Annotated in this window: 24 protein-coding genes; 11 read left to right on the top strand and 13 right to left on the bottom strand. The window is 73.8% G+C overall.

Annotation, left to right across the window (positions count from 1 at the left end; translation table 11 throughout):
- Positions 1-63: 63 nt before the first annotated feature.
- From pepN to ACFW2Y_RS01475, 4 genes are read right to left on the bottom strand one after another with little or no spacing between them, the layout of a single operon-like run.
- Entirely contained in the window at positions 64-2,547 is a 2,484-nt protein-coding gene (pepN, locus tag ACFW2Y_RS01490) for an aminopeptidase N (RefSeq protein WP_384871841.1), read from the bottom strand.
- A 60-nt stretch (positions 2,548-2,607) separates the two neighbouring features.
- Positions 2,608-3,594, bottom strand: a complete 987-nt coding sequence (locus ACFW2Y_RS01485; protein ID WP_384871838.1) for an asparaginase — start codon at positions 3,592-3,594, stop codon at positions 2,608-2,610.
- On the bottom strand, positions 3,594-3,908 hold the full coding sequence (locus tag ACFW2Y_RS01480) for a chorismate mutase (RefSeq protein ID WP_384871836.1): 315 nt from the start codon (positions 3,906-3,908) through the stop codon (positions 3,594-3,596). The genes ACFW2Y_RS01485 and ACFW2Y_RS01480 overlap by 1 nt, the downstream gene beginning before the upstream one ends.
- Before the next feature lie 11 nt (positions 3,909-3,919).
- A complete protein-coding gene (locus tag ACFW2Y_RS01475; protein ID WP_384871834.1) occupies positions 3,920-4,807 on the bottom strand; it encodes an AraC family transcriptional regulator in 888 nt (295 codons plus the stop codon).
- A gap of 84 nt (positions 4,808-4,891) precedes the next feature.
- Between ACFW2Y_RS01475 and ACFW2Y_RS01470 the strand changes: the two genes are divergently transcribed.
- Positions 4,892-6,652 carry a beta-galactosidase family protein gene (locus ACFW2Y_RS01470; RefSeq protein WP_384871831.1) on the top strand — a complete coding sequence of 587 codons (1,761 nt, stop codon included), beginning with the start codon at positions 4,892-4,894 and terminating at the stop codon, positions 6,650-6,652.
- An 83-nt stretch (positions 6,653-6,735) separates the two neighbouring features.
- Here the strand turns inward: ACFW2Y_RS01470 and ACFW2Y_RS01465 are convergent, their stop codons facing one another.
- On the bottom strand, positions 6,736-7,539 hold the full coding sequence (locus ACFW2Y_RS01465; RefSeq protein ID WP_384871829.1) for a S1 family peptidase: 804 nt from the start codon (positions 7,537-7,539) through the stop codon (positions 6,736-6,738).
- A gap of 183 nt (positions 7,540-7,722) precedes the next feature.
- On the opposite strand from ACFW2Y_RS01465, the gene ACFW2Y_RS01460 reads away from it, so the two are divergent.
- Positions 7,723-8,607 carry a hypothetical protein gene (locus ACFW2Y_RS01460; protein ID WP_384871827.1) on the top strand — a complete coding sequence of 295 codons (885 nt, stop codon included), beginning with the start codon at positions 7,723-7,725 and terminating at the stop codon, positions 8,605-8,607.
- A 56-nt stretch (positions 8,608-8,663) separates the two neighbouring features.
- Entirely contained in the window at positions 8,664-10,133 is a 1,470-nt protein-coding gene (locus tag ACFW2Y_RS01455) for an ankyrin repeat domain-containing protein (RefSeq protein WP_384871824.1), read from the top strand.
- 70 nt (positions 10,134-10,203) lie between these two features.
- On the opposite strand, the gene ACFW2Y_RS01450 is transcribed toward ACFW2Y_RS01455, so the two are convergent.
- Complete coding sequence (locus tag ACFW2Y_RS01450; protein ID WP_384871822.1) at positions 10,204-11,616, bottom strand: MFS transporter; 1,413 nt, start codon at positions 11,614-11,616, stop codon at positions 10,204-10,206.
- A gap of 115 nt (positions 11,617-11,731) precedes the next feature.
- On the opposite strand from ACFW2Y_RS01450, the gene ACFW2Y_RS01445 reads away from it, so the two are divergent.
- Entirely contained in the window at positions 11,732-12,220 is a 489-nt protein-coding gene (locus tag ACFW2Y_RS01445; RefSeq protein ID WP_384871820.1) for a MarR family winged helix-turn-helix transcriptional regulator, read from the top strand.
- Here the strand turns inward: ACFW2Y_RS01445 and ACFW2Y_RS01440 are convergent.
- Positions 12,210-13,094, bottom strand: a complete 885-nt coding sequence (locus tag ACFW2Y_RS01440; protein WP_384871818.1) for an SDR family oxidoreductase — start codon at positions 13,092-13,094, stop codon at positions 12,210-12,212. The two genes, ACFW2Y_RS01445 and ACFW2Y_RS01440, sit on opposite strands and share 11 nt — an antisense overlap.
- The gene (locus ACFW2Y_RS01435) at positions 13,081-13,860 is read right to left on the bottom strand and encodes an SDR family oxidoreductase (RefSeq protein WP_384871815.1); all 780 of its coding nucleotides are present in this window, start codon (positions 13,858-13,860) and stop codon (positions 13,081-13,083) included. Before ACFW2Y_RS01435 ends, ACFW2Y_RS01440 begins: the two co-directional genes overlap by 14 nt.
- A gap of 67 nt (positions 13,861-13,927) precedes the next feature.
- On the opposite strand from ACFW2Y_RS01435, the gene ACFW2Y_RS01430 reads away from it, so the two are divergent.
- The 5 genes from ACFW2Y_RS01430 to ACFW2Y_RS01410 all read left to right on the top strand — a co-directional run bounded on the left by ACFW2Y_RS01430 (position 13,928) and on the right by ACFW2Y_RS01410 (position 18,367).
- Complete coding sequence (locus ACFW2Y_RS01430) at positions 13,928-14,677, top strand: enoyl-CoA hydratase family protein (protein ID WP_384871813.1); 750 nt, start codon at positions 13,928-13,930, stop codon at positions 14,675-14,677.
- Positions 14,674-15,540: a CoA transferase subunit A gene (locus ACFW2Y_RS01425; protein ID WP_384871811.1), complete on the top strand. Its 867-nt coding sequence runs from the start codon at positions 14,674-14,676 to the stop codon at positions 15,538-15,540. The genes ACFW2Y_RS01430 and ACFW2Y_RS01425 overlap by 4 nt, the downstream gene beginning before the upstream one ends.
- Positions 15,537-16,256 carry a CoA-transferase subunit beta gene (locus ACFW2Y_RS01420; protein ID WP_384871808.1) on the top strand — a complete coding sequence of 240 codons (720 nt, stop codon included), beginning with the start codon at positions 15,537-15,539 and terminating at the stop codon, positions 16,254-16,256. Before ACFW2Y_RS01425 ends, ACFW2Y_RS01420 begins: the two co-directional genes overlap by 4 nt.
- A 5-nt stretch (positions 16,257-16,261) precedes the next feature.
- The gene (locus ACFW2Y_RS01415; RefSeq protein ID WP_384871968.1) at positions 16,262-17,323 is read left to right on the top strand and encodes an NAD(P)H-dependent flavin oxidoreductase; all 1,062 of its coding nucleotides are present in this window, start codon (positions 16,262-16,264) and stop codon (positions 17,321-17,323) included.
- Between the two features lie 144 nt (positions 17,324-17,467).
- Positions 17,468-18,367 (top strand): tyrosine-protein phosphatase, encoded by a 900-nt coding sequence (locus ACFW2Y_RS01410; RefSeq protein WP_384871805.1) that lies wholly within the window; start codon positions 17,468-17,470, stop codon positions 18,365-18,367.
- Here the strand turns inward: ACFW2Y_RS01410 and ACFW2Y_RS01405 are convergent.
- The 5 genes from ACFW2Y_RS01405 to ACFW2Y_RS01385 all read right to left on the bottom strand — a co-directional run bounded on the left by ACFW2Y_RS01405 (position 18,292) and on the right by ACFW2Y_RS01385 (position 23,916).
- Entirely contained in the window at positions 18,292-20,007 is a 1,716-nt protein-coding gene (locus tag ACFW2Y_RS01405; protein WP_384871802.1) for a DEAD/DEAH box helicase, read from the bottom strand. The two genes, ACFW2Y_RS01410 and ACFW2Y_RS01405, sit on opposite strands and share 76 nt — an antisense overlap.
- Before the next feature lie 175 nt (positions 20,008-20,182).
- Entirely contained in the window at positions 20,183-21,340 is a 1,158-nt protein-coding gene (locus ACFW2Y_RS01400; RefSeq protein WP_384871799.1) for an acetyl-CoA C-acetyltransferase, read from the bottom strand.
- Positions 21,341-21,358: 18 nt separating this feature from the next.
- Entirely contained in the window at positions 21,359-21,979 is a 621-nt protein-coding gene (locus ACFW2Y_RS01395) for a TetR/AcrR family transcriptional regulator (protein ID WP_384871797.1), read from the bottom strand.
- 15 nt (positions 21,980-21,994) lie between these two features.
- Complete coding sequence (locus ACFW2Y_RS01390) at positions 21,995-22,783, bottom strand: SDR family oxidoreductase (protein WP_384871794.1); 789 nt, start codon at positions 22,781-22,783, stop codon at positions 21,995-21,997.
- Positions 22,780-23,916, bottom strand: coding sequence for an acyl-CoA dehydrogenase family protein (locus ACFW2Y_RS01385; RefSeq protein WP_384871791.1), 1,137 nt, complete (start codon positions 23,914-23,916; stop codon positions 22,780-22,782). The genes ACFW2Y_RS01390 and ACFW2Y_RS01385 overlap by 4 nt, the downstream gene beginning before the upstream one ends.
- A gap of 56 nt (positions 23,917-23,972) precedes the next feature.
- Between ACFW2Y_RS01385 and ACFW2Y_RS01380 the strand changes: the two genes are divergently transcribed.
- Positions 23,973-25,118, top strand: a complete 1,146-nt coding sequence (locus ACFW2Y_RS01380) for an acyl-CoA dehydrogenase family protein (RefSeq protein ID WP_384871788.1) — start codon at positions 23,973-23,975, stop codon at positions 25,116-25,118.
- A complete protein-coding gene (locus tag ACFW2Y_RS01375; protein ID WP_384871786.1) occupies positions 25,118-26,143 on the top strand; it encodes an acyl-CoA dehydrogenase family protein in 1,026 nt (341 codons plus the stop codon). The genes ACFW2Y_RS01380 and ACFW2Y_RS01375 overlap by 1 nt, the downstream gene beginning before the upstream one ends.
- The last annotated feature ends 52 nt before the right edge of the window (positions 26,144-26,195 follow it).

Raw genomic sequence — 26,195 nt, 5'->3', positions numbered from 1 at the left:
CGGGGCACGACCGGCTCGTCCGGACGGGCGTTCCGGTCGTGCCCCGTCGGGGACGGGCGGGGGTCAGCCGCGCACGTGCAGGGCCCTGCGCAGGTCGTCCAGTTGGTCGACCAGCTTGCGGCGGAGGGCGGGGGTCATCTCGTCCTGGGCGAGGTGGCGGTCCCCCAGGGCCAGGGAGTCGGTGTCGACCGCGTACGCGGGGAAGGCGTAGCGGCCGGCGGCTTCGGCCATTGCGGCTCCCCGGCGGTCCGCGAGCGCGGTGGCGGCCTCGTAGAAGCGGGGCACGTACTCCTTGACCAGGTCGGCGTGTTCGGGCTGCCAGAATCCTTGGGCGGTGGCGGTGAAGAGGTAGTTGGAGAGGTCGTCGGTGGCGAAGAGGGCGGTCCAGGCCGCTTCCTTCGCCTCGGGGGTCGGAAGGGCCGCCCGGCAGCGGGCCGCGCCTTCCTGGCCGGTGGCGCTGGGGTCGCGTTCCAGCTCGGCGGCGATCGTGGTTTCGTCGGTCGCGCCGAGGACGGCGAGGCGGGCGAGGATGCGCCAGCGGAGCTCGGGGTCGAGTTCCGGGCCGCCGTGGACGGTGCCCTCGTCGAGCCATGAAGCGATCTTGTCGGGTGTGGTGGCGCTGTCGATGCAGGCGCGGACGGCGGTGAGGCGGAGTCCGGGTTCTTCGCCGTCCTCGGTGCGGCGCAGCAGGGTGCGGGCGATCTCGCTGATCTTGGCGAGGGCGGCGGGGCGTTCGGCTTCGGGGACGTACCGGTCGGCGATCTGGGTGCGGGCGAAACCGAGGACGCCTTGGACCAGGGCGAGTTCGGTTTCCTGGGCGAGGTGGGTGTGGGCGGCTTCCAGGTAGGCGTCGGGCTCCAGTTGGCCGTCGCGGACCATGTCGCGCAGGCTGTTCCAGGCGACGGCGCGGCTGACGGCGTCGGGGAGGGCGCCGAGGGCCGACAGGAGGGTCTGCCGAGAGGCGTCGTCGAAGCGCACCTTGGCGTAGGTGAGGTCCTCTTCGTTGAGGAGGACGAGGGCGGGGCGCGGGCCGGTCAGTTCGAGCGGCGTTTCCTGGGGGACGTCGATCTCGTGCCGCTCGCGCAGTACGGGGGCTTCGAGGGCGTCCCGGTCGTAGACGCCGACGGCGATCCGGTGCGGGCGGCTGCCGTCGTGGTCGACGGTGAGCTTCCAGTGGAGGCCCTCGCCGTCGAGTCGCGGGGTGAGGGTGTCCACGCCCGTGGTGCGGAGCCACTGCTCGGCCCAGGCGTGGACGTCGCGGTCGGTGGCGGCGGCGAGGTTGTCGATGAAGTCGGCGAGGGTGGCGTTGCCGAACTTGTGCCGCCTGAAGTGGTTGTTGATGCCGGCGAGGAAGTCCTTCTCGCCGAGCCACGCGACGAGTTGACGCAGGGCGGAGGCGCCCTTGGCGTAGGAGATGCCGTCGAAGTTGAGCAGTGCGGAGGCGGTGTCGGGGACGGCTTCCGGGGCGGGGGCCACGGGGTGGGTGGAGGGCCGCTGGTCGGCCTCGTACCCCCATGCCTTGCGGGTGACGCCGAAGTCGACCCAGGTGTCGGGGAAGAGGTCGGCGCAGGCTTCGTTGACGGTCTGGAAGCCCATGTACTCGGCGAAGGACTCGTTCAGCCAGATGTCGTCCCACCAGCGCAGGGTGACCAGGTCGCCGAACCACATGTGGGCCATTTCGTGGGCGATGACCATGGCGCGGGTCTGGCGCTCGGTGACGGTGACGGCGGAGCGGAAGACGAACTCGTCACGGAAGGTGACGAGTCCGGGGTTCTCCATGGCGCCGGCGTTGAACTCGGGGACGAAGGCCTGGTCGTAGGAGTCGAAGGGGTAGGGCTCTTCGAACTTCTCGTGGTACCGGTCGTAGCAGGCCTTGGTGACGGCGAGGATCTCGTCGGCGTCGGCGTCGAGGTGGGCGGCGAGGGAGCGGCGGCAGTGGATGCCGAAGGGCAGGCCCGCGTGCTCGGTGCGGACGGTGTGCCAGGGGCCGGCGGCGACGCAGACGAAGTAGGTGGAGAGCAGGGGGGTGGGGGCCGCTTTCCAGGTGCCGTCGGGCTGCTGCTCGGTGATGCCGTTGGACAGGACGGTCCAGCCCTCGGGGGCGGTGACGGTCAGCTCGAAGACGGCCTTGAGGTCGGGCTGGTCGAAGGCGGCGAAGACGCGCTGGACGTCTTCCATGAACAGCTGGGTGTAGACGTACGACTCGCCGTCGGTGGGGTCGGTGAAGCGGTGCATGCCCTCGCCCGTGTGGGAGTAGCGCATGGTGGTGGTGACCCGCAGTTCGTGGTCGCCTTCGGTGAGGGCGAGCGGGAGGCGGTTGCCGTCCAGGTCCGTGATGTCGAGGTCCGCCCCGTCGAGGGTGGCGGAGTGCAGGGTGACGGGCTTCAGCTCGACGAAGGTGTCCCCGGCGGTACGGGCGGTGAATCGGATGGTGCTGGTGGACTCGAAGGTCTCGGCGCCGGTGGTGAGGTCGAGGTCCACCTGGTACCGGTGGACGTCGAGGAGCTGGGCACGGGTCTGCGCTTCGTCGCGCGTCAGTACGGACATGCGCCCTATGCTGCCCGATCCGCCCGGGCCTCGGCAGGGGGGTGGGGCGGGGAAGATCGGTCAGGCGAGGCCGGAGCCGTTGAGGTGGGTGAAGGCCGCGGTGATGCGGGGGCGGTCGTAGCCGTGGGGTCCGGTGGCGCCGCTGGAGACCAGGGCGTGGAGCAGGAGTCGGGCCTTGGCGGGGTCGAGCCGTCCGGCCGGGATCAGTCCGTGGTGCAGCAGGTCGTGCTCGGAGCCGGGGCCGCGGTAGGTGCGCGCGAGGGTGCTGCCGCTGCCGGTGCGGGAGGCGAGGACGACGGGGATGCGGCGGGCGAGTGCCGCGAGGGGTTCGACGAGCGGGGCGGGGACGTGTCCGGCGCCGAAGGCGGCGACGACGAGGCCTTGGAAGCGCTCGTCGACGGCTTCGAGGAGTTCTCCGCGGTCGCCGAGGGAGAGGGTGACGAGCGCCACCCGGATCGCGGGGTCGAGGGTGAGCGGGCAGGGCGCGGTGGGGGTGGTGGGGCGGAGCAGGATCCGGGGTTCGCCCTCGACGACGGCGCCGATGGGCCCGGTGCCGGGCGAGGCGAAGGTGGCGATCGAGGTGGTGTGGGTCTTGCGGGCGTGGCGGGCGGCGTGGATCTCGTCGGCGAGGACGACGAGGACGCCGAGGTTGCGGCAGGCGGGGTCGGCGGCGACGGCGAGGGCGGCGGCGAGGTTGGCGGGGCCGTCGGCGCCGGGCAGGTCGGGGCGGCGCATGGCGCCGGTGACGGCGATCGGCTGCTCGGTGGTGCAGAGCAGGTCGAGGAGGAAGGCGGTCTCCTCCAGGGTGTCGGTTCCCTGGACGACGACCACGCCCGAGCCGTCGGCGACGGCCGTCCGTACTTCTTCGGCGAGGGCCGCCAGGTCTTCGAAGGAGAGGCTGGCGCTGGGAACGCGGCGGAAGTCCCGCAGGACGACGTCCTCGGGGGCGTCGAGGCCGGCGAGGACCTCCCTGCCGGTCATGCGGCTCGCGTCGCCGCCTCGTGCGGAGATGGTTCCCCCGAGGGTGAAGATGGTGACGCGGCCCATCAGTGTGCTCCGTCCGCAAGTGTCTCGTGGTGTCGGATGACCTCCGCGATGATGAAGTTGAGGAGCTTCTCCGCGAAGGCCGGGTCCAGTCTCGCGTTCTCGGCGAGTTCCCGCAGCCGGGCGATCTGGCGGGCCTCGCGGGCGGGGTCGGCGGGCGGCAGCTGGTGCTTCGCCTTGAGGACGCCGACCTGCTGGGTGCACTTGAAGCGCTCCGCGAGCATGTGGACGACGGCCGCGTCGATGTTGTCGATGCTCTCGCGCAGGCGGGTCAGCTCGGCGGTGACGGACGGGTCGATCTCGCTGGTGTCGCTCATGGTCGGCGAGCCTATCCGGATCTTCCGGGGATGGTGGGCGGGTGTTCGGGATCCGGAACGCGGTCGCTCCAGCCGCCGTGGACCGTGCGTCCCTGCTGCTCGCGGAAGCGGATGGGGGCGGTGCCGACCCGGCGGGTGAAGAGCCGGGAGAAGTAGGCGGCGTCGTCGTAGCCGACGCGGCGGGCGACGGCGGAGACGGGCAGTTCGGTGGCGGCGAGGAGTTCCTTGGCACGGCCGAGGCGGACGGTGAGCAGGTAGTCCTTGGGGCTGCAGCCGGCGGCGCGGCGGACGGCGGTGCGCAGCTCTGCGGGGGTCATGCCGTGTCGGGCGGCGTGGTCGGCGACGGAGAGGGGTTGGAAGGCGTCGCGGGCGAGGGCGGCGAGGACCGGGTCGCCGTCGGCGTTGGTGTCGGCGCGGGCGCGGCGGAGGGCGACGAGGAGTTCGTGGACGGCGGCTGCGGTCTCGACTTCCAGGAGGGGGTTGCCGGGGCGGGCGGCGCGGGCGATCCGGGCGATGGCGGTGCGGGCCGGGGCGGCGTCGGAGAGGGGGACGACGGGGCGGTCGGGTTCGATGTAGCCGAGTTCGGTGTAGGTGGTGGCGGCGGGGCCGGTGAAGTCGACGAAGGCCTCGTCCCACCCGGTGCCGGGGTCGGCGGCGTAGTGGTGGGGGGTGCCGGGGGTGAGCCAGATGAGGGCGGGGGCGGTGACGGGGGTGCGGCGGCCGTCGGGGCCCCGGTACCAGCCGCTGCCGGCGGAGACGACGACGGCGACGTGGTGGTCGAGGGTGCGCGGGCCGACGGTGGGCAGGGTGCCGTGCTGGAGTCCGACGCCGAGGCAGACGAGGCCGAGGCGGTGGTGGACGGGGCTGGGCGTGAAGTAGCGCATCCAGGTGTGGTACATGCCGCGTCCTGCTCCCTCTAAGGTCCAAACTGCGACGATCTTTGTCCATGGACCGCGTCACCGCCAGGGGGTGAGGGTGAGGGCATGAGCACGTTCGCTGTGGGTGACAGGGACTTTCTGCTCGACGGGCGGCCGGTGCGGCTGTTGTCGGGGGCGCTGCACTACTTCCGGGTGCACGAGGGGCACTGGGGGCACCGGCTCGACATGCTGCGTGCGATGGGCCTCGACTGCGTCGAGACGTACGTGCCGTGGAACCTGTACGAGCCGGAGCCGGGGCGGTACGGGGACGTGGCGGCGCTGGGCCGGTTCCTGGACGCGGTGGCGCGGGCGGGGATGCGGGCGATCGTGCGTCCGGGGCCGTACATCTGTGCCGAGTGGGAGAACGGCGGTCTGCCGCACTGGTTGACCGGGCCGCTGGGGCGGCGGGTGCGGAGCCTCGACCCGGAGTTCCTGGCGCCGGTGGAGTCCTGGTTCCGGCGGTTGCTCCCGCAGGTGGTGGAGCGGCAGGTGGACCGGGGCGGGCCGGTGGTCCTGGTGCAGGTGGAGAACGAGTACGGGAGTTACGGAAGCGACCGGGGCTATCTGGAGTGGGTGGCGGCGTTGCTGCGTGACTGCGGGGTGGGCGTTCCGCTGTTCACCTCGGACGGGCCCGAGGACCACATGCTGACGGGCGGTTCGCTGCCGGGGGTGCTCGCGACGGCGAACTTCGGTTCGGGGGCGCGGGAGGGTTTCGCGACGTTGCGCCGTCACCAGCCGTCGGGGCCGCTGATGTGCATGGAGTTCTGGTGCGGCTGGTTCGACCACTGGGGTGTGGAGCGGGCGGGGCGGGACGCGTCGGACGCCGCGGCGGCGCTGCGGGAGGTCCTGGAGTGCGGGGCCTCGGTCAATGTGTACATGGCGCACGGCGGGACGAACCACGCGGGCTGGGCGGGGGCGAACCGGGCCGGTGAGTTGCACGACGGTCCGCTGCGGGCGACGGTGACCTCGTACGACTACGACGCCCCGGTGGACGAGGCGGGACGGCCGACGGAGAAGTACTGGGCCTTCCGCGAGGTGCTCGCGGCGTACGCGGAGGGACCGTTGCCGGAGGTGCCGGAGGCTCCGGTCCGGTTGGCGGCGCCGGTCTTCGGTTCGCTGGACTCCCATGCGTCGCTCGGCCGGGTCCTGGGGGCGCTCGGCGGCAAGGAGACGGTGACGCCGGTGACGCCGACCTTCGAGGAGTTGGGCGTGGACCGGGGCCTGGTCCGTTACCGGGTGGCGGTGCCGGGTCCCCGGCAGCCGTATCCGCTGGGGGTGACGGGGCTGCGCGACCGGGCGGTGGTGTACGTGGACGGGCTGCCGGCGGGGGTGCTGGACACGACGGACGGCGAGGACGTGGTGCTCGACGACCCGGTGGCGGGTCCCGCGCTGGTGGACCTGTGGGTGGAGTCGCTGGGCCGGGTCAACTACGGGCCGCGGCTCGGGGAGCCCAAGGGGATCACCGGAGGCGTGCGGCACGAGCGGCAGTATCTGCACGGGGTGCGGGCGCGGGGGCTGCGGCTCGACGCCTTCGAGGCGGCGGCGGTCGACGGGGTGGCGTTCGGTGCGGTGCCGGCGGAGCGGGGGCCCGGTCTGTACCGGGGTTCGCTGGATGTGGTGGGGGCGGGGGACGCGTGGCTGCGGCTGCCGGGCGCGACCCGGGGCTTCGTGTGGGTGAACGGCTTCTGTCTGGGGCGCTACTGGGCGGCCGGGCCTCAGGACGCGCTGTTCGTGCCGGGTCCGGTGCTGCGGGAGGGCGCGAACGAGGTGTGGTTGTTGGAGTTGGAGGGCGGGGCGGGGAAGGGCCCGGTGCTGGATCCCGTTTAGGGGCGGGAGCCGGATCCCGTTCGGGGGCGGGAGGGCGCTCCGGGGACCGAGGCCGTTCCGGGGCGCCCGTGCCGGGTGTGCGGCTACAGCGTGGCGGCGGCCGAGGTGATGGCGGCGGCGAAGGTCGAGACCTCCGTGTAGACGCCGGGGTAGCCGGGGCGTGCGCAGCCCTCGCCCCAGCTCACGATGCCGACCTGGATCCAGGCCCCGTCTTCGTCCTTGCGGAACATGGGACCGCCGGAGTCGCCCTGGCAGGTGTCGACCCCGCCTTGGTTGTAGCCCGCGCAGATCTCCTCGGCCGGGACGAGGTCGCTGCCGTAGGCGGCCTGGCAGGTGGCGTCGGGAACGAACGGGACGTTCGCCTTGCGCAGGTGGCGCTGCTGCGCTCCGCCCTCACGGGCGGCACCCCAGCCGGCCACGGTGAAGGTGCCGCTGTTGTGGGCGGGGGTGTCGGCGATCTTCAGGGTGGGCAGTTCGGTGATCGGTTCGGCGAGTTTGATCAGTGCCCAGTCCTTGCCCTGCCCGTGGTAGCCGGGCGCTTGGAAGACCTCGGTCGACCTGACCTTGATGGCGCTGGGAGAACGGAGGTCCACCACGCCTGCGGTGACGGTGATGTCGGTGTTGCTGCCGGTGCCGCTGACGCAGTGGGCGGCGGTGAGGACGATCTGCGGTCTGATCAGGGAGCCGCCGCAGCCCATGGAGAGCCTGACCATCCAGGGGAACTCTCCCTGGACGGCGCGCGTGCCGCCGACGACGGGGGTGGGCACGGCGGACGCAGGGGCGGGGGCGGCGGACGCAGGGGTGGGCTGGAGGCTGACGGCGGCCAGGGTGACGGTGCCGACGGCTGCCGCCTTCCGGAGGGCACGGACCACGGGGTTCTGCTTCACGTGTCTTCCTTCTCTCGTGGGGGGAGTCGGCCCGGACGGGGCGACGGCACCGGGGCGTGCCGGTGACACATGGCCGTCCGGGGGCGCCCGGACGGTGGGCAACGCTCAACTTCCGTCGCAAGAAAGCCTTTTCTGCCAGGCGCTTTGGGGGGACCGTACAGTGGAGGAGAGGGGGGATCCGGCATGCCGAACCGTGATGGGGCCGACCGTGTGGTGCACGGCTTCCCGCACCGCGCCACCGTGCGGGCGTCCCTCACCGCGCTCTACCGCCGTCTCTCCCCCGACGGGGTGCACCGCTATCCGGTCAGCGTGACGGCGGACGACGTGGCCCTCGGCGATGACGAGGACCTGTACCTCGGCACCCAACGGGTGGCCCGTGCCCTGGTGCGGCACCTGCGGCTGCCCGAGGCGCGGATGGTGGTGGGCTTCCGTCCGTTGGAGCACGCGGCGACCGTCGAGCTCACCGCGGGTCCCGAGTACTTCGTCGAGCTCAACGACCGTTTCCGGTCACGGCGCCGGGACATCGGCGCGGCCCTCGCCCACGAGGTCACCCACGTCCTGTTGCACCGGCTCGGCCTCGGTTTTCCCGGCACCGCCGAGAACGAGGTCCTCACCGACGTCACCACCGCCTATCTGGGGGCCGGCTGGCTCCTGCTCGACGCGTACCGCCGGGACGGCGTCGAGAGCCAGCGGCTGGGCTATCTGACCCCGGAGGAATTCGGCTACGTCCTCGCCAAGCGGGCCGAGGTCTTCGGCGAGGACCCCTCGCCGTGGTTCACCAGTGCGGTGGCGTACGAGGCATGGGTGCGGGGCCGGGCGGAGGCGGTGCGCGAGCGGTGCGTGCCGCCGCTGGCCGGGGCGGGCTGGGCCGAGCGGCGCCGCTACGGCTGGGAACGGCGGCGCGGCCGGGCCGGCGCGGACGCCCCGTACGCCTTCGACGGCGGGGCTCCGGCGGCCGGGGTGTCCTTCCCCTGCCCGGTCTGTCGACAGCGCCTGCGGATTCCGGCGGGGCGGGTGCTGCGGGCCAGGTGCGGGGTGTGCGCCACGGTCCTGGAGTGCGCCTCCTGACCTCCGTGCGGGAGGCGGATTTGCGCCGTCCGTCGACGACGGGTCAGGGTCGGCACATGAGCACGCTGTTCGACGCGATCCTGGCCGGGGACGAGGACGGGGTCGTACGGGCCCTCCGCAGCGGAGCGGACCCGGAGGCCCGGGACGACGGGGAGACCGCCCTGTACCGGGCGGCCGTCGGCGACGCGGCCGGGATCGTGCGGCTGCTGCTCGCCGCCGGGGCCGATCCGGACCGGGGCAGCGGCGGGGACGGCAGCGACCTGCCGCTGTGCGGGGCTGCCTGTGGCGGGCACACCGAGGTGGTGCGGGCGCTGCTCGCGGCGGGCGCGGCGGTCGACCGGGCGGAGGCGTACGGGTTCACCGCACTCGCCTGGGCGATCCGTCTCGGTCACGCCGACACGGCCCGGGTCCTCCTGGAGCACGGCGCCGCGCCCGACCGGCCGGGTCCCGACGGGTTCGTCCCGCTCGTCGCCGCCGCCCGGCGCGGCTCCGCGGGGTGTGTCCGGGCGCTCCTCGACCACGGGGCGGGGGGCCGGGAGGCAGCGTTGCGGGAGGCGCGGCAGTGGATCGGCGTCGACATCGCGGCCGAGCTGCGGCGCGGGCTCGTCGCCGGGCACGAGGGCGGGGAGACGTACGAGGCGGTCGTCCGGCGGGTCCGGGAGGACGGCGGGATCACGGTCGTCGTCGAACTGCTGCGGGCGGACGGCGCTCCGGGGCGGGGGGACGACCGGCAGACCGGCCATGCGGCGATCGCCACGCTGCTGGAGGCGGCGCTCGGTCTGCGCACCCCGCACGAGGAGCTCGCGGCACGGGCGCTGCACTGCGGCGATCCCGAGCTCGACGACTGGACGACGGTGGTGGCCGAGCTCGCGGGGCGGGCCGACGAGGAGACCTTCGTGGCGGCGGCCGGTTGGTGCGCGTACCGCGATCCGCTGCGCCGGGCCCTCGGTGCGCGGGTGCTGGGGGCGCTGCCCGGCTTCGGATCGGGCGCGGTCCCGGTGTTGCGGAGGCTCGCCGCGGAGGCGGTGCCGCCGGCGCGGGAACCGCTGCTGTCCTGCGTGGTGGCGCTCGGGGAGTGTGGGGACGCGGTGGCCGTTCCCGAGCTGCTGGCGGCGGCCGGGCATCCGGACGCGGTGGTGCGCCGGGCCGTGGCGGCGGCCCTCGCCGGGATCGTGCCGGCCGGTCACGTCGAGGCGCTCGGGGTGCTCCTCGGGCTGAGTCGGGACGGTGACGCCGGGGTCCGGGACTGGGCGACGTTGGCGCTCGCCGAGCTGCCGGACGACACCCCGCTCGTACGGGAGGGCTTGGCGGAGCGGCTCGGTGATGCCGATCCGGAGACCGCGGCGGAGGCGGCGCGTGGGCTGGCGATCCGTCAGGATCCGCGTGCGGTGGACGCCTTGGCGTCGATCCTTGCGGACGGCGGGGCGGACGGGGCGGCGCGTGAGACGGCGCTCGCCTCCCTCGTACACGTCCGCGACCCCCGGGTCAGGACCCGGCTGGAGTGGACGACCCCGCGTCGGGGCTGACGGGGTGCCGTCGGTCCCGGTGCGGGGTCGGTCGGGGTTGCCGGGGCCGCGGAGCGGCTCCCGGCCGGGGTCAGGCGCCCTCCGTCGCCGCGGCCGGCGACGGCGCCGGGGTCGGGGTCGGGGTCGGGGTCGACCGTGCCGGGAGTCGAAGGCTCAGCAGGGCCGTGAGGAGATAGGCGCCGAGCACCCAGGGCATCGCCGCGGCGAGCGAGAGGTCGGCGAAGTAGGCGGTTCCGATGGTCGCCGCGCCGAGGGCGCCGCCGGCCTGCTGCGCCGTCGAGAAGACTCCGGAAGCGCTGCCCGCGAGTGCGGCGGGGGCGGCCGACAGGACGATGTTGACGAGCGGGACGACGAGGAGGCCGAGGCCGGCTCCCGCGACGACCAGGCCGGGGGCCAGGGGCCAGGCGCCGGTGTGGACGGGGGCGGCGCCCTCCATCGCGTACCAGTTCCAGCCGTATCCGGCGGCCATGAGGACGGCCCCTGCCGTCGGGACGTAGCGGCCGAGCCGGACCGCGAGGGCTTCGGCCGCCGGTGCGGTCAGGAAGCCGCCGACCGAGAAGGCCGCCATGAGGACGCCGGCCTGGGTGGGGGTGTACCCCTGGCCGCCCTGGAGCCAGATCGCGAAGACGAGGAAGAAGCCCTGCATGCCGAGGGCGAAGAGGAGTTGGACGGCGAGTCCGTACGAGAAGGCGGGGACCCGGAACGTGCCGGTCGGGAAGATCGAGCCCCGGGTCGCCACGCCCGCCACGGCGAGCACGCCTGCGGCGAGCAGGACCCAGCCCCATGGCGGCCAGCCCCAGCCGCGGCCCTGGACGAGCGGGAGCACGACGGCGACGAGGCCGGCGGCGAGGACGAGGCTGCTGGGGACCGGGGGGCGGGTGGCGGTGCGCTCGCGGGTGGTGGGGACGAGGACGACGGCCGCGGCGAGGGTGAGGAGCGCGACGGGAACGTTGACGAGGAAGACGCTCCGCCAGCCGAGCCCGAAGAGGTCCGCGTCGGTGAGGACGCCGCCGAGCAGCAGTCCGATCGCGGAGGCGAAGCCGGCCACCGCCCCGTACATTCCGAAGACCTTGCCGCGCTCCTCGCCCGTGAAGAGGCTGTGGAAGGAGCCGAGGACCTGCGGCATGAGGACCGCTGCCGCCACGCCCTGGACGGCGCGGGCGGCGATCAACTGGCCGGGGGTCTGGGCGAGGCCGCAGGCGAGGCTGGCGAGGCCGAAGCCGGCGGTGCCGGCGAGGAAGAGCACCTTGCGGCCGTAGCGGTCGCCGAGCCGTCCGGCGACGACGAGGGTGGCGGCGAAGCCGAGCAGATAGGCCGAGACGGTCCACTGGAGGGTGCTCTCGGAGGCCCCGAGGTCGCGTCCGAGGGAGGGCAGGGCGACGTTGACGATGGTGACGTCGACCAGGTCCATCAGGGCGGCGACCATCATGACGACGGCGGCGGCCCAACGGCGTGGCGCGGGATGGTGCGCGGTGGGTGGCATGAGCCCTCCTCGATTTATTTCGTTCGCTCGAACGAAATAAAAGATGCCAGGCGGCCGTCCGTGATCGCAAGTCTTTAGTTCGACCGAACGAAATGAATTTTGCTAGGCTCCTCCCATGCCCATGAGCGAGCCACAGTCGAGCGAGCAGGACCCGGGACGCGCCGAGGCCATCGCCGCCCTCACCGCCGCGGGCCGCGATTCCAGCGCCGCCTCGGTCGCCTTCCACTCGGCGATCGCCGCCCAGCAGGACCTGGGCGCCACCGAGACCAAGACGCTCGACCTGCTCGAACGGCACGGCCCGCTGACCGCCAAGGAACTGGCCGAGCACTCCGGCCTGGCCCCCGCCTCCGTCACCGGGCTCGTCGACCGCCTTGAGCGCAAGGGCTTCGTCCGCAGGGTGAAGCACCCGACGGACAAGCGCCGGGTGCTCGTCGAGCCCCGGCCCGAGAAGCTGGCCGAGCTCGCCCCCCTCTTCGACGACTGGGCGCGCGAGGTGCACGCCCTCTACGAGGACTTCACCACCGCGGAGTTGACCACCATCACCCGCTTCCTCACCGGCGCGACCGAACGCCAGCGGGCCGCGACCAAGCGGCTCACGGAGTAGCCGCCCCGTACACCGGCCCCGGCGGCTCCGCCTCAGTCAGCAGCTTCCGCACCGTCCGCCCCGCCCCCGCCGGAGTCCGCCGCGCCCCGGTGTCCTCCGTCGGCCCCGGTCGCCATCCCTCCATGACGGTGAGGCGGCCCCCTTCGGCCTCGAAGACCCGACCGGTGACGCCCGCCGAGTCGGCCGAGCCGAGCCACACCACCAACGGCGACACGTCCTCGGGCAGCGCGGCGAGTTCACCGAAGGCCCGCTCGGTCATCCGGGTCCTCGCCGCCGGGGCGATCGCGTTGACCTGCACCCCGTACCGGGCCAGCTCCGCCGCCGCGACGAGGGTGAGGCCGACGATCCCGGCCTTGGCCGCCGCATAGTTGCCCTGCCCGACGCTGCCGAGGAGCCCGGCGCCCGAAGTGGTGTGGACGACCCGCGCCCGCGGGGTGCGTCCGGCCTTGGCCTCGGCCCGCCAGTGCGCGGCGGCGTGCCGGAGCGGCAGGAAGTGACCCTTGGCGTGGACGCGCATGACCGCGTCCCAGTCCTCCTCGTCGAGGTTGACGAGCATGCGGTCGCGCAGGAAGCCGGCGTTGCTGACCAGGGTGTCGAGGCGTCCGTACGCGTCGAGGGCGGCGGCGACCAGAGAGGCGGCCCCCTCGGTGGTGGCGACGTCACCGCCGTGGGCGAGGGCCTCGCCGCCCGCAGCGCGGATCTCCTCCACCACCAGCGCGGCGGGGGCATCCGGGCTCGGGCCGCCGTCGAGGTCGACCCCGAGGTCGTTGACGACGACCCGGGCGCCCTCGGCGGCGAAGGCGAGCGCGTGCGCCCGCCCGAGCCCGCGGCCGGCTCCCGTCACGATCACGACCCTGTCGTCACACAGTCCCATGCGGCTCCTCCTTGTTGGCGGTGGATGCGTCCAGGAAGGCGGGGCGTTCGCCCCCGCCGTGCACGAGGAGCGAGGCCCCCGAAACGTAGGCCGCCCGCTCGGAGGCGAGGAAGACGGCCGCCTCGCCGACCTCGTCCGGGGTGGCGAGCCGCCCCAGCGGAACGGTCCCGCCGACGGCGGCGATCCCCGCCTCGTCGCCGTAGTGCAGGTGGGACAGTTCGGTCCTGACCATCCCGAGGACCAGGGTGTTGACCCGCACCTCGGGGGCCCACTCGACGGCCATGGAGCGGGCGAGGTGCTCCAGCCCCGCCTTGGCCGCGCCGTAGGCGGCCGTGCCCGGGGAGGGGCGGGTGCCGCTGACGCTGCCGATCATGACGACCGCGCCGCGCGCGGCGCGCAGCATCGGACGGGCCGCGAGGCTGACGGCGAGCGGCGCGGTGAGGTTCAACTCGACGACGCGTGCGTGCCGTTCGGCCTCGCCCTCGTCGAGCAGGCGGTACGGGGTGCCGCCCGCGTTGTTGACGAGGGCGTCGAGCCGTCCGTACCGCTCGGCGAGGGCGGTGAAGAACTCCCGTACGACTCCGGGTTCACGCAGGTCGAGGCGGTGGAAGTCGGCGGTGCGACCCGCCGCCTCGACCGGGGCGTCCGGAGGGCGCCGGGCGCAGACGGCGACCCGGGCGCCGTCCCGCAGGAAGGCGCGTGCGATGCCCGCGCCGACCCCCCGGGTGCCACCGGTGACGAGCACGACCCTCCCATCCAGCTCCATCGGCTGCTACCTTCCTCCTCAAGAGGTTACCTAACAAACGTTTGGTGGAAAGGTAGCTGATCGGCCCATGGGTGTCTCCACCTCGTGCACCGTTTCCGGCGTGGCCGTGGTCACCGTCGACTTCCCGCCCGTCAACGCCCTGCCCGTCCGGGGGTGGTACGCACTGGCCGACGCGGTCCGCACGGCGGGCCGGGACCCCGGGGTCCGCTGCGTCCTGCTCACCGCCGAGGGCCGCGGCTTCAACGCGGGCGTCGACATCAAGGAACTGCAGCGCGACCCCGGGCACGCCTCGCTGATCGGCGCCAACGGCGGCTGCGCGGAGGCCTTCACCGCGGTCTACGAGTGCGCGGTGCCGGTCGTCGCGGCCGTCGCCGGCCACTGCCTGGGTGGCGGCATCGGGCTCGTCGGCAACGCCGACGCGATCGTCGCGGCCGAGGACGCCGTCTTCGGCCTGCCCGAACTGGACCGGGGCGCGCTCGGCGCCGCCACCCACCTCGCCCGGCTCGTCCCCCAACACCTGATGCGGACCCTGTACTACACCTCCCGGACCGTGACCGCGGCCGAACTGCACGCCCACGGCTCGGTGTGGAAGGTCGTCCCGCGCGCAGAACTGCTCACGGCCGCGCGGGAGCTCGCGACGGAGATCGCCGCCAAGGACGGAACGCTGCTCCGCCTCGCCAAGGCCGCGATCAACGGCATCGACCCCGTGGACGTCCGGCGCAGCTACCGCTTCGAACAGGGCTTCACCTTCGAGGCCGGTCTCAGCGGAGTCGCCGATCGGGTCCGCGACACCTTCGGAAAGGAGGAATCCCCGTGACCGACAAGACCATGACCCCCGAGGACGTGATGGGCCGGCTCCACTCGGGCATGACCCTCGGCATCGGCGGCTGGGGCTCCCGCCGCAAGCCGATGGCCCTGGTCAGAGCCCTGCTGCGGTCGGACGTCACCGACCTCACGGTGGTCTCGTACGGGGGTCCCGACGTGGGGCTGCTCGCCGCCGCCGGCCGGATCGGACGGCTCGTCGCCCCCTTCGTCACCCTGGACTCCGTCCCCCTCGAACCGCACTTCCGGACCGCACGCGAGAACGGCGCGCTCGCACTGACCGAGCTCGACGAGGCCATGTTCATGTGGGGGCTGCAGGCCGCCGCCCACCGGCTGCCGTTCCTGCCGGTGCGCGCCGGGCTGGGCTCCGACGTCATGCGGGTCAACCCCGGCCTCCGCACGGTTCGTTCCCCGTACGGGGACGGAGAGGAGTTCGTCGCCGTGCCGGCCCTGCGGATGGACGCGGCACTCGTCCACGTCAACCGCGCCGACCGGCTGGGCAACGGCCAGTACCTCGGGCCCGACCCGTACTTCGACGACCTGTTCTGCGAAGCCGCCGACACCGCGTACGTCTCCTGCGAGAAGCTCGTCGACGACGCGAGCGGCTTCGGCGCGGACGTCGTCCCGCAGAGCCTGCTGATCAGCCGGCACAGCGTGACCGGCGTCGTCGAGACCCCGAACGGGGCGCACTTCACCTCCTGCGTCCCCGACCACGACCGCGACGAGGCCTTCCAGAAGCTCTACGCGACCACCCCCTGGCCCGAGTTCGCCGCGCGGTTCCTGGCCGGCAAGAGCGAGGACGACTACCAGGCCGCCGTCCGCGCCTGGCACGACGAGCGCGAGGAGCAACCACGATGACCACCACCCGCGCCGAGTACTGCGTGATCGCCTGCGCCGAGGCGTGGCGGGGCGACGGCGAGGTGCTCGCGAGTCCCATGGGCCTGATTCCGTCCCTCGGTGCTCGACTCGCCAGGCGCACCTTCTCCCCCGACCTCCTCCTCACCGACGGCGAGGCGATGTTGATCGGCCCGGACGGACGGCCCGAGGGCTGGCTGCCCTACCGCCGCCACCTCGCCATGGTCACCGGCGGGCGGCGGCACGTGATGATGGGCGCGAGCCAGCTCGACCGGTACGGCAACCAGAACATCTCCTGCATCGGCGACTGGGAGCGCCCCGCCCGCCAGCTCCTCGGGGTGCGCGGCGCCCCGGTCAACACCCTGAACAACCCGGTGAGCTACTGGGTTCCCCGGCACTCGCCCCGGGTCTTCGTCGAACGGGTCGACATGGTCTGCGGAGTGGGGTACGACCGTGCGGCCGGCGCCCCGTACCACCGGCTCGTCCGGGTCGTCAGCGACCTCGGCGTCTTCGACTTCGACGCACCGGGCCACCACATGCGTCTCGTCTCCACCCACCCGGGCGTCACCGTGGACGAGGTGCGGGCCGCGACCGGCTTCGCGCTCCCGGACGCCGGGGAGGTGCCGTCCACCAGGGAACCGACCGCCGAGGAACTGCACTTGATCCGCGAGGAGTTGGATCCCCGCGGGCTGCGCGACCGTGAGGTCCGCCCCCGATGACCACCGTGACGACGGCCCTCACCTCGCTCACCGGGGTCCGGCACCCGATCGTGCAGACCGGGATGGGCTGGGTCGCCGGGCCCCGCCTCGTCTCCGCCACCGCGAACGCGGGCGCGCTCGGCATCCTCGCCTCCGCCACCATGACCGTCGACGAACTGCGCGCCGCCGTGAAGGACGTCAGGTCGCGCACCGACGAGCCCTTCGGGGTGAACCTGCGCGCCGACGCGGGCGACGCCCGGGAGCGGGTCCGGATCGTCATCGAGGAGGGCGTGCGGGTCGCCTCCTTCGCCCTCGCGCCCTCCCGGGACCTGATCGCCGAGCTCAAGGACGCCGGGGTGGTCGTCATCCCCTCCGTGGGGGCCCGGCGGCACGCCGAGAAGGTCGCGGCCTGGGGCGCGGACGCGGTGCTCGTGCAGGGCGGCGAGGGCGGCGGTCACACCGGCGAGGTCGCGACCACCGTGCTGCTCCCGCAGGTGGTGGACGCCGTGGACGTCCCGGTGATCGCGGCCGGCGGCTTCCACGACGGACGCGGGCTGGTCGCCGCCCTCGCCTGCGGAGCGGCCGGCATCGCCATGGGCACCCGTTTCCTGCTGACCTCCGACTCCACCGTCCCCGACGCGGTGAAGGCCCGCTATCTGGCCGCCACCGTCAAGGACGTCACCGTGACGACGGCCGTCGACGGCCTGCCCCACCGGATGCTCCGCACCGACCTCGTCGCGACCCTCGAACGGGCCGGTCGGGTCAGGGCCCTGGCGCAGGCGGTACGGCGGGCTGCCGGCTTCCGGAAGCTCTCCGGTCTCTCCTGGTCCGCGATGGTCCGCGACGGCCTGGCGATGCGCCACGGCAAGGACCTGTCCTGGAGCCAGGTCCTGCTCGCCGCGAACACCCCGATGCTGCTGCGGGCCGCCATGGTCGAGGGGCGCACCGACCTCGGCGTCATGGCCTCCGGTCAGGTCGCCGGGGTGATCGAGGACCTCCCCAGCTGCGCGGAGCTCGTCGACCGGATCATGACCGAGGCCGTGCGGGTGCTCCGCTCGCTGCCCCGCCCCGGGGAACCGCCCCCGTAAGCCCTCCCGAACCCGCCCCGTCCACCGTCCCGGGCCCGTGCCCCACGGCTCCGCGGGCCCGTCCGCCCACGGCTGTCCCACCCGAGTCCGTCAGCCGCACGGCCGCCGGCCGTGCGTCCGCCAGTACGTCAAGGGAGTCCAGCCATGTCACTGTCCCGACGCGCAGTGCTCGGCACCAGCGGTGCCGCACTGCTCCTCTGCGCAGCACCCCCCGCGCTCGCCCTCGCCCGCCCCCGCCCCGCGACCTCCGTCCGGCAGGTGCCGCTCCACGGCGCGGTCAACGTCCGTGACCTCGGGGGGTACGTCACCCACGACGGGCACCGGGTGCGGCACGGCCTCGCCTACCGGGGCGACCACCTCGCCAAACTCACCGATGCCGACCTCGCCGTCCTCGCCGGACTCGGCCTCGGCAGCGTGGTCGACCTGCGGATCCCGCTGGAGGTCGGGTACGACGGCACCGACCGCCTGCCCGCCGGCCCGGTCCCGGTCTCCCGGCCGGTCACCGACCACGGACTGTTCGGCCGGCTGCTCGCCGCGATCGGCTCGCGCGACCCGGTGCGGCAGGAGGAGATGCTCGGCGGCGGACGGGCCGCCGCCTTCATGCGGGACGTGTACCGCACCTTCGTCACCGACGCGGACAACCGGGCCGCCTTCGCCGCCACCCTGCGGGACCTGGCCGACCGGCGCGGCGGACCGCTGCTCCTGCACTGCACCTCGGGCAAAGACCGCACCGGCTGGGCGAGTTGGCTCCTGCTCACCCTGCTCGGGGTGCCCGGGACCGCCGCCCGCGCGGACTACCTGGCCTCCAACGCCTTCCGTGCCGCGTACGACGCACGGTTGCGGGAGTCCCTGAAACGGGGCGGACTGATGCAGAACCCGGAACTGATCGTGCCGCTCCAGGAGGTGCGGACCGAGTACCTGAACAGCGCCCTCGACCAGGTCCGCCTCTCCTACGGGAGCCTCTTCCGCTACGTGTCGGTCGGCCTCGGCCTGGAGCTGCGCGAGCTGGTGGCGCTCCGCGAACGGCTGGTGCCCGGCGCCTGACGGCCGCCCCGGCCGGCACCGGAGCCGCGCCCCGAACCGCCGGAGGCCCGGCCGGCGGCCGTTCCCGAGCCGGCGGCGCGGCCCGCGCCGGAACCCCGCCCCGCCGCACCGGAGCCGCGGCCCGTGGCCGCGCCCGAGCCGGTGGGGCGCCCCGTCGACGTGCCGGAGCCGCGCCCCGAGCCCGTGGCCGCACCCGCTCCGGCGCCCCCGCCGGCGGCCGGACGGCGACGACGACGGCTGTTGCCCGTGCCGCCGTCACCGGCTCCCGACGCCTTGCGCGGCGGGGTCGGCTGCGGGGTCTCGATGACGACGGGCACGCCCGAGGGCTCCCGCGCGCCGGTGAGTTCGGCGAGCCGCTCGTCGCTGGACTTGATCTGTGCGGTGCGCGGGCTGATCCCGGCGTTGGACATCAACCGGCCCATGTCCCGCTTCTGGTCGGGCAGGACCAGGGTGAAGACGCTGCCGGACTCACCGGCGCGGGCGGTGCGTCCGCCGCGGTGCAGATAGTCCTTGTGGTCGAGGGGCGGATCGACGTTGACCACCATGTCGAGGTCGTCGACGTGGATGCCGCGGGCCGCCACGTTGGTCGCGACGAGCGTGGTGACCTGACCGGTCTTGAACTGGTCCAGGGTCCGGTTGCGCTGCGGCTGGGAGCGCCCGCCGTGCAGGCCGGAGGCCCGCACCCCGTTGGCGAGGAGCCGCTTGACCGTCCGGTCCACGGACCGCTTGGTGTCCATGAAGAGGATCGTGCGGCCCTCCCGGGCCGCGATCCGCAGCGTGACGGCCTTCTTGTCGGTCTCGTCGGCCACGTACAGCAGGTGGTGCTCCATCGTGGTCACCGCACCGGCGGAGGGGTCGACGGAGTGCACGACCGGGTCGTCGAGGAACATCTTGACCAGCCGGTCGATGTTCCGGTCGAGGGTGGCTGAGAACAGCAGCCGCTGTCCGTCCGGCTCGACCTGCTTCAGGAGCTTGGTGACCTGCGGCAGGAAGCCCATGTCGGCCATCTGGTCGGCCTCGTCGAGGACGGTGACCGCAACCCGGTCGAGACGGCAGTCGCCCCGCCCGATGAGGTCGTCGAGCCGACCGGGGGTGGCGATGAGGATTTCGGCGCCGCGCCGCAGGGACGAGGACTGCCGCGTGATCGACATGCCGCCGACGACCGTGGTGATCCGCAGTCGGAGCGCGGAGGCGTACGGGGTGAGGGCGTCGGTCACCTGCTGGGCGAGCTCGCGGGTCGGCACCAGGACCAGCGCGAGGGGCGCGGTCGGCTCGGCGCGGCGGCCGGCGGTGCGGGCGAGGACGGCGAGGCCGAAGGCGAGCGTCTTGCCGGAGCCGGTGCGCCCGCGGCCGAGGACGTCGCGCCCGGCGATCGAGTTCGGCAGGGTCGCGGCCTGGATCGGGAAGGGCTCGGTGACGCCCTGCTCGGTGAGCGTCCGCAGCAGTGCGGCCGGCATGTCCAGGTCCTCGAAGGAGGCCACGGGCGGCAGCGCGGGCGTCACCGTCTCCGGCGGAGTGAACTCCTGCGGCGGCGGGGGCGCGGCAGGACGACGGCCGCCGCGGGTGCCCTGGGGCTGGGACGTGGACTTCGCCTGGGCGGTGCGGGGGCCGCGCTTGCGGGGACGTTCGGAGCGGGTCATACGTGCCTTCCTGGCCGGTGCGCGCCACAGCCGGGGCCCACACCTGCGCGGTGCGGGCCCCGGCTGTTCTACCCGGAACACGCGATACGGGCCCCGGCTGTCTCTCTACGGAACAATAGTGCGCCCCGGGACCTTCCCGCCCCGGCCCCCGTCCTCCCGCCCGTCCGGACCGTGCTCAGAGCCGCTCGATGATCGTCACGTTCGCCTGTCCCCCGCCCTCGCACATGGTCTGGAGGCCGTAGCGCCCGCCGGTGCGTTCCAGTTCGTGGAGGAGGGTGGTCAGCAGCTTCGCGCCGGTGGCGCCGAGGGGGTGTCCGAGGGCGATCGCGCCGCCGTTGGGGTTGACCCGGGCGGGGTCGGCGCCGGTCTCCTTGAGCCAGGCGAGGACGACCGGTGCGAAAGCCTCGTTGATCTCGACGAGGTCGATGGCGTCGATGGTCAGGCCGGTCTTCTTGAGGGCGTGGGCGGTCGCCGGGATCGGCGCGGAGAGCATCCGGATGGGGTCTTCGCCGCGTGCGGAGAGGTGGTGGACGCGGGCGCGGGGCGTGAGCCCGTGTTCCCGTACGGCGCGCTCGCTGGCCAGGAGCAGGGCCGCGGCGCCGTCGGAGACCTGGGAGGAGCAGGCGGCGGTGATGGTGCCGCCCTCGACGACGGGGCGGAGCGCGGCCATCTTCTCGGCGCTGGTGTCGCGGCGCGGCCCCTCGTCGACGGTGACCTGCCCGTGGGCGGTGGTCTCCTTCTCGAAGCGGCCGGTGTCGATCGCGTGCAGGGCCCGCCGGTGCGAGCGGAGGGCGAACCCCTCCTGCTCCTCGCGGGTGATCCGCCACTTCTCGGCGATCAGTTCGGCGCCGTGGAACTGGTTGACGGGCGCGTCGCCGTACCGGGTGCGCCACCCGGCACTGCCGTGGAAGGGGCCGTCGGTGAGGCCGAGCGGGGCGGCGGCCTGCCGGGAGGCGAAGGCGATGGGGACCATCGACATGTTCTGCACTCCGCCGGCGACGACGAGGTCCTGGGTGCCGGACATCACGGCCTGGGCGGCGAAGTGCACGGCCTGCTGGGAGGAGCCGCACTGGCGGTCGACGGTGACGCCGGGCACTTCCTCGGGCAGGCCGGCCGCCAGCCAGGCCGTGCGGGCGATGTCGCCGGCCTGCGGTCCGACGGTGTCGAGGCAGCCGAACACGACGTCGTCCACGGCGGCCGGGTCGATCCCGGAGCGGGCCACGAGGGCGGTGAGGACGTGGGCGCCGAGGTCTGCGGGGTGGACGGCCGCGAGGCCGCCCCCCCGGCGGCCCACGGGGGTGCGGACCGCTTCGACGATGTAGGCCTCGGGCATGGCTGCTCCTCCGGGTGTCTAGGGACGTACGGCGATCCCGTCCAGAACCATGGACAGGTACTGGCGGGCGATCTCCTCGGGGCTGTGCAGACCGCCCGGGCGGTACCAGGACGCGGCGACCCAGACGGTGTCGCGGACGAACCGGTAGGTGAGGCGGACGTCGAGGTCGGCACGGAAGGCCCCGGCCGCGACGCCGCGCTCCAGGGTGCCGAGCCAGGCCTTCTCGAACTTGAGCTGTGAGTCGGTGAGGTAGCGGAAGCGGGGTTGGTCGACGAGGTGGCGGGACTCCTTCTGGTAGATGGCGACGGCGGCGCGGTGCCGGTCGATCTCCCGGAAGGACTCGGTGACGAGGGCCTCGATGGTCTCGCGCGGGTCGAGTCCGGCGTCGAGGACCGCGTCGTACCCCTCCCACAGTTCGGTCAGGAAGGTGGAGAGGATCTCGTCGAGCATCGACTCCTTGGAGTCGAAGTGGTAGTAGAGGCTGCCGGCGAGCATTCCTGCGGCGTCCGCGATCTTGCGGACGGTGGTGGCGTTGTAGCCCTGGGCTGCGAACACCTCGGCCGCCGTGTCGAGGAGTTCACGGCGCCGCTCGGGCCCGCCGTTCACCGGGGTCTTCTTCTTGTTTGCAGTGTTCGGCACGCGTCCATTCTGGTCCTACGGGTGCTGGCTGCTGACGGCCACGGTCTCGCCCGTCATGTAGGAGGAGTAGTCGCCGGCGAGGAAGACGATGACGTTGGCGACCTCCCAGGGTTCGGCGTACCGGCCGAAGGCCTCGCGGGCGGTGAGCTCGTCCAGGAGCTCGGCGGAGGTGACCTTGGCGAGGTGGGGGTGCATGGCGAGGGAGGGCGAGACCGCGTTGACGCGGACGCCGTAGGCGGCTGCTTCGACGGCTGCGCAGCGGGTGAGGGCCATCACGCCGGCCTTGGCCGCGGCGTAGTGGGCCTGGCCGGCTTGGGCGCGCCAGCCGACGACGGAGGCGTTGTTGACGACGACGCCGCCGGTGTCCGAGGCGCGGAAGCGGCGGAGCGCGGCGCGGGTGCAGCGGAAGGTTCCGCCGAGGGTGACGTCGAGGACCCGCCCCCACTGTTCGTCGGTCATGTCGGCGAGCTCGGCGGTGCCGCCGAGGCCGGCGTTGTTGACGACGACGTCGAGGCGGCCGTGGAGGCGGACGGCGGTGTCGTAGAGGGCCTGGACCTGGTCGTCGTCGGTGACGTCGCAGGGCCTGGCGGCCACGGCGGCGGTCCCGAATTCCGCGGCGAGGACGGTTTCGGTCTCCTTGAGGCGGCGCACGTGGGCGTCGCTGAGGAGGACCCGGGCCCCCTCTTCCAGGAATCGGCGGGCGGTGGCGCCGCCGATGCCGGCTCCGGCGGCGGCGGTGATGACGGCGGTGCGTCCGTCGAGGAGGCCGTGGCCCGGCACGTAGGGGGGTGGGGTGCGGTTCATGGGCGCGGCTCCTTGGGGAGGCCGAGCACCCGCTCGGCGATGATGTTGCGCTGGATCTCGCTGGATCCGGCGTAGACGGTGTCGGCGCGGGAGAAGAGGAACAGGCGCTGTCGTTCGTCGAGTTCGTAGGGGGCTGCGGTGGCGAGGGTGGCGGCGGGGCCGCCGATCTCCAGGGCGAGTTCGCCGAGGTCGCGGTGCCAGTGGGACCAGTGCAGCTTGGCTGCGGAGGGGTCGGTGCCGTGCAGGGCGCCGGCGCGCAGGGCGGCGAGTCCGGCCCAGGCACGGGTGAGGCGGTCGCGGACGTCGGGGTCGGCGGCGGCGCCGTTGCGGCGGGCGAGGGCGACGAGGGCTTCGAGTTCGCGGCGGAAGCCGACCTGCTGACCGAGGGTGGAGACGCCGCGTTCGTAGCCGAGGGTGGCCATGGCGATCCGCCAACCGTCTCCGGGGGCGCCGACGACGTTCGCCGCAGGGGTCGTCGCGCCGTCGAAGAAGACCTCGTTGAACTCGCTGGTGCCGGTGAGCTGGACGATGGGCCGGATCTCGACGCCGGGCTGGTCCAGGGGGACCAGGAGGTAGGAGAGTCCGGCGTGGCGGCGGGAGCCGGGCCGGGTCCGGGCGAGGACGAAGCACCACTGGGCGGCGTGGGCCAGGGAGGTCCAGGTCTTCTGCCCGTGCACGGTCCAGAGACCGTCCTCCAGGGTGGCGCGGGTGCGTACCGCGGCGAGGTCGGAGCCGGCGCCGGGTTCGCTGTAGCCCTGGCACCAGAGCTCGTCGACGGCCCGGATCGGGGGCAGGAAGCGGGCCTTCTGCTCTTCGGTGCCGTGGTCGATGAGGGTGGGGCCGAGGAGTTGTTCGCCGATGTGGTTGACGCGGGCGGGCGCGTCGGCGAGCGCGTACTCCTCGTGGAAGGCGATCTGTTCCTCGGTGCTCGCGCCGCGTCCGCCGTGCTCTGCGGGCCAGCCGAGGCAGGTCCAGCCGTGTGCGGCCAAGTGCCTTTCCCAGGCGAGGCGTTCGTCGAACGCCTCGTGCTCGCGGCCGGGACCGCCGCGCCCCTTGAGGGCGGCGAAGGAGCCGCTGAGGTGTGTCTTCAGCCAGCTCCGCACCTCTGCCCGGAACTCCTCGACGCTGCTCATGGCCGTACGTTAACCTACCAAACACTTGTTAGGGAACGGTGGGGACGGGGTGACCGATGGACCTCTTGCACACGCGGACCGAGGAGGCCTTCCGGGAGGAGGCACGGGAGTGGCTGCGCCACCACGTCCCCTCCGCGCCGCTGCCCTCCCTGGAGACGGGCGAGGGCTTCGCCGCCCACCGCGCCTGGGAGGCTGAACTCGCCTCCGGGCGCTGGTCGGTGGTCTCCTGGCCGGAGCAGTACGGGGGACGGGGCGTCGACCTCGCGCGATGGCTGGTCTTCGAGGAGGAGTACTGGGCGGCCGGCGGCCCCGGCCGGGTCTCGCAGAACGGCATCCAGCTCCTCGCCCCCACGCTCTTCGACCACGGCACGGAGGAGCAGCGGGCGCGGGTGCTGCCGTCGATGGCGACCGGCGAGACGATCTGGGCACAGGCCTGGTCCGAGCCCGAGGCGGGCTCGGACCTCGCTTCCCTGACCTCCCGGGCGGTGCGGACCGACGGCGGCTGGCTGCTGTCCGGGCAGAAGACCTGGTCCTCGCGGGCGGCCTTCGCCGACCGCGCCTTCGGCGTCTTCCGCAGCGACCCCGACGCGGACCGGCCCCACCGGGGGCTCACGTACCTCATGTTCGACCTGCGTACGCCCGGAGTGACCGTCCGCCCGATCGGCCGGCTCGACGGGAAGCCCGCCTTCGCGGAACTCTTCCTCGACGAGGTGTTCGTGCCCGACGCGGACGTGATCGGGAAGCCGGGCGAGGGCTGGCGGATCGCGATGTCCACCACCGGGAACGAGCGGGGCCTGATGCTCCGCTCCCCCGGCCGGTTCCTGGCCGCCGCCGACCGGCTCGTCCGCCTCTGGCGCGAGGAGGGCGACCCGGAGGACACGGCCCTGCGGAACCGGGTGGCGGACGCCGCGATCGGGGCCCGGGCGTACCAGCTGTTCACGGCGGGGGCGGCGGCCCGGCTCGCGAGCGGTACCCCCTCGGGCGCCGAGTCGAGCCTCAACAAGGTCTTCTGGTCCGAGTACGACCTCGCCCTGCACGAGACCGCCCTCGACCTCCTCGGCCCCGAAGCGGAGTTGGCGGACACCGCCTGGGCCGAGGGATACGTCTTCGCGCTCGCGGGTCCCCTCTACGCCGGCACCAACGAGATCCAGCGCGACATCATCGCCGAGCGTCTGCTCGGCCTTCCGAAGGGACGCCGCTGATGGCCTTCCTGCCGACCGCCGAGCAGCGCGCCTTCGCCCGCTCGCTGGACGCCCTGCTCTCCGCCTCGGACACTCCGACGACCGCACGCGCCTGGGCCGGTGACGACTCCGGCCCGGGACGGGCCCTGTGGGAACGGCTCGCGGAGGCGGGCGTCTTCGCGCTCGCCGTCCCGGAGGCCCACGGGGGGGTGGGGCTGCTCCCCGTCGAACTCGCCCACGCCTTCGTGGAGCTGGGCCGGCACGCGGTGCCGGGACCGGTGGTGGAGACGGTCGCCGCGGCGGTGCTCCTGGCCGACCTGGCCCGGCTGGAGGACTCCACCCCGGCCAAGCGCTTCCTCCCCGCCCTCGCCTCGGGCGCGTCGACGGCGACACTGGCGTCGGGGCTGGGGCGGGGCCGGGCCGCCAGCCCGTACGCCCTCGATGCCGACCGGGCGGACCTCGTGTTCGCCGTGCGGGGCGAAGGGCTCTGGCTGGCGGGCGGGCACGGGCCGGTGCGGGTGTCGGCCGACCCCGCGCGACGGCTCGCCCGGCCCGCGCCCGGCGGGGAACTGCTCGCCTCCGGGTCCTCCGTCGTCGCCGCGGCCGGGCGGGCCAGGCGCTGGGCGATGCTGGCGACGGCCGCTCAGTCCCTCGGGGTCGGGCGCGCACTCCTCGACCGGACAGTGGCGTACGCCAAGCAGCGCACCCAGTTCGGCACCCCCATCGGTGCGTTCCAGGCGGTCAAGCACCGGCTCGCCGACACCCTGCTCGGCCTGGAGTTCGCGCGACCGCTGCTCTACGGCGCGGCCGTCGGCCTCGCGGACGGGAACTCTGCCGACGACACCGACGGTGACCTCGCGGCGGCCAAGGTGGCGGCCGGAGAGGCCGGGTACGCCGCCGCCCGCACCGCCCTCCAGGTGCACGGCGCCGTCGGCTACACCGAGGAACTGGACCTGGCCCTCTGGTTGCGCAAGGCCCGCCCCCTGCGGGACGCCTGGGGCGACCCCGCTCGGTGCCGGGCACAGGTGCTCGCCTCGTACGCCTGAACCGATCGGCCCGGCCGGGCCGATCGGTTCAGGGAAGGCGGTGCGCTCCCGG

This window comes from Streptomyces sp. NPDC058877 (assembly GCF_042742855.1).
GTDB lineage: Bacteria > Actinomycetota > Actinomycetes > Streptomycetales > Streptomycetaceae > Streptomyces.
Note: the sequence above shows the minus strand (reverse complement) of the source record. Positions and strands in the feature narration are given on the sequence as shown.

Bases quoted from the DNA above. Each gene is read 5' to 3' on its own strand.
- ACFW2Y_RS01460 (WP_384871827.1), top strand. From the start codon at position 7,723: ATGCCGAACCGTGATGGGGCCGACCGTGTGGTGCACGGCTTCCCGCAC.
- ACFW2Y_RS01455 (WP_384871824.1), top strand. From the start codon at position 8,664: ATGAGCACGCTGTTCGACGCGATCCTGGCCGGGGACGAGGACGGGGTC.
- ACFW2Y_RS01405 (WP_384871802.1), bottom strand. From the start codon at position 20,007: ATGACCCGCTCCGAACGTCCCCGCAAGCGCGGCCCCCGCACCGCCCAG.
- ACFW2Y_RS01440 (WP_384871818.1), bottom strand. From the start codon at position 13,094: ATGGGACTGTGTGACGACAGGGTCGTGATCGTGACGGGAGCCGGCCGC.
- ACFW2Y_RS01435 (WP_384871815.1), bottom strand. From the start codon at position 13,860: ATGGAGCTGGATGGGAGGGTCGTGCTCGTCACCGGTGGCACCCGGGGG.
- ACFW2Y_RS01420 (WP_384871808.1), top strand. From the start codon at position 15,537: ATGACCACCACCCGCGCCGAGTACTGCGTGATCGCCTGCGCCGAGGCG.
- ACFW2Y_RS01380 (WP_384871788.1), top strand. From the start codon at position 23,973: ATGGACCTCTTGCACACGCGGACCGAGGAGGCCTTCCGGGAGGAGGCA.
- ACFW2Y_RS01470 (WP_384871831.1), top strand. From the start codon at position 4,892: ATGAGCACGTTCGCTGTGGGTGACAGGGACTTTCTGCTCGACGGGCGG.
- ACFW2Y_RS01430 (WP_384871813.1), top strand. From the start codon at position 13,928: ATGGGTGTCTCCACCTCGTGCACCGTTTCCGGCGTGGCCGTGGTCACC.
- pepN (WP_384871841.1), bottom strand. From the start codon at position 2,547: ATGTCCGTACTGACGCGCGACGAAGCGCAGACCCGTGCCCAGCTCCTC.
- ACFW2Y_RS01475 (WP_384871834.1), bottom strand. From the start codon at position 4,807: ATGTACCACACCTGGATGCGCTACTTCACGCCCAGCCCCGTCCACCAC.
- ACFW2Y_RS01410 (WP_384871805.1), top strand. From the start codon at position 17,468: ATGTCACTGTCCCGACGCGCAGTGCTCGGCACCAGCGGTGCCGCACTG.
- ACFW2Y_RS01445 (WP_384871820.1), top strand. From the start codon at position 11,732: ATGCCCATGAGCGAGCCACAGTCGAGCGAGCAGGACCCGGGACGCGCC.
- ACFW2Y_RS01450 (WP_384871822.1), bottom strand. From the start codon at position 11,616: ATGCCACCCACCGCGCACCATCCCGCGCCACGCCGTTGGGCCGCCGCC.
- ACFW2Y_RS01385 (WP_384871791.1), bottom strand. From the start codon at position 23,916: ATGAGCAGCGTCGAGGAGTTCCGGGCAGAGGTGCGGAGCTGGCTGAAG.
- ACFW2Y_RS01485 (WP_384871838.1), bottom strand. From the start codon at position 3,594: ATGGGCCGCGTCACCATCTTCACCCTCGGGGGAACCATCTCCGCACGA.
- ACFW2Y_RS01375 (WP_384871786.1), top strand. From the start codon at position 25,118: ATGGCCTTCCTGCCGACCGCCGAGCAGCGCGCCTTCGCCCGCTCGCTG.
- ACFW2Y_RS01390 (WP_384871794.1), bottom strand. From the start codon at position 22,783: ATGAACCGCACCCCACCCCCCTACGTGCCGGGCCACGGCCTCCTCGAC.
- ACFW2Y_RS01400 (WP_384871799.1), bottom strand. From the start codon at position 21,340: ATGCCCGAGGCCTACATCGTCGAAGCGGTCCGCACCCCCGTGGGCCGC.
- ACFW2Y_RS01480 (WP_384871836.1), bottom strand. From the start codon at position 3,908: ATGAGCGACACCAGCGAGATCGACCCGTCCGTCACCGCCGAGCTGACC.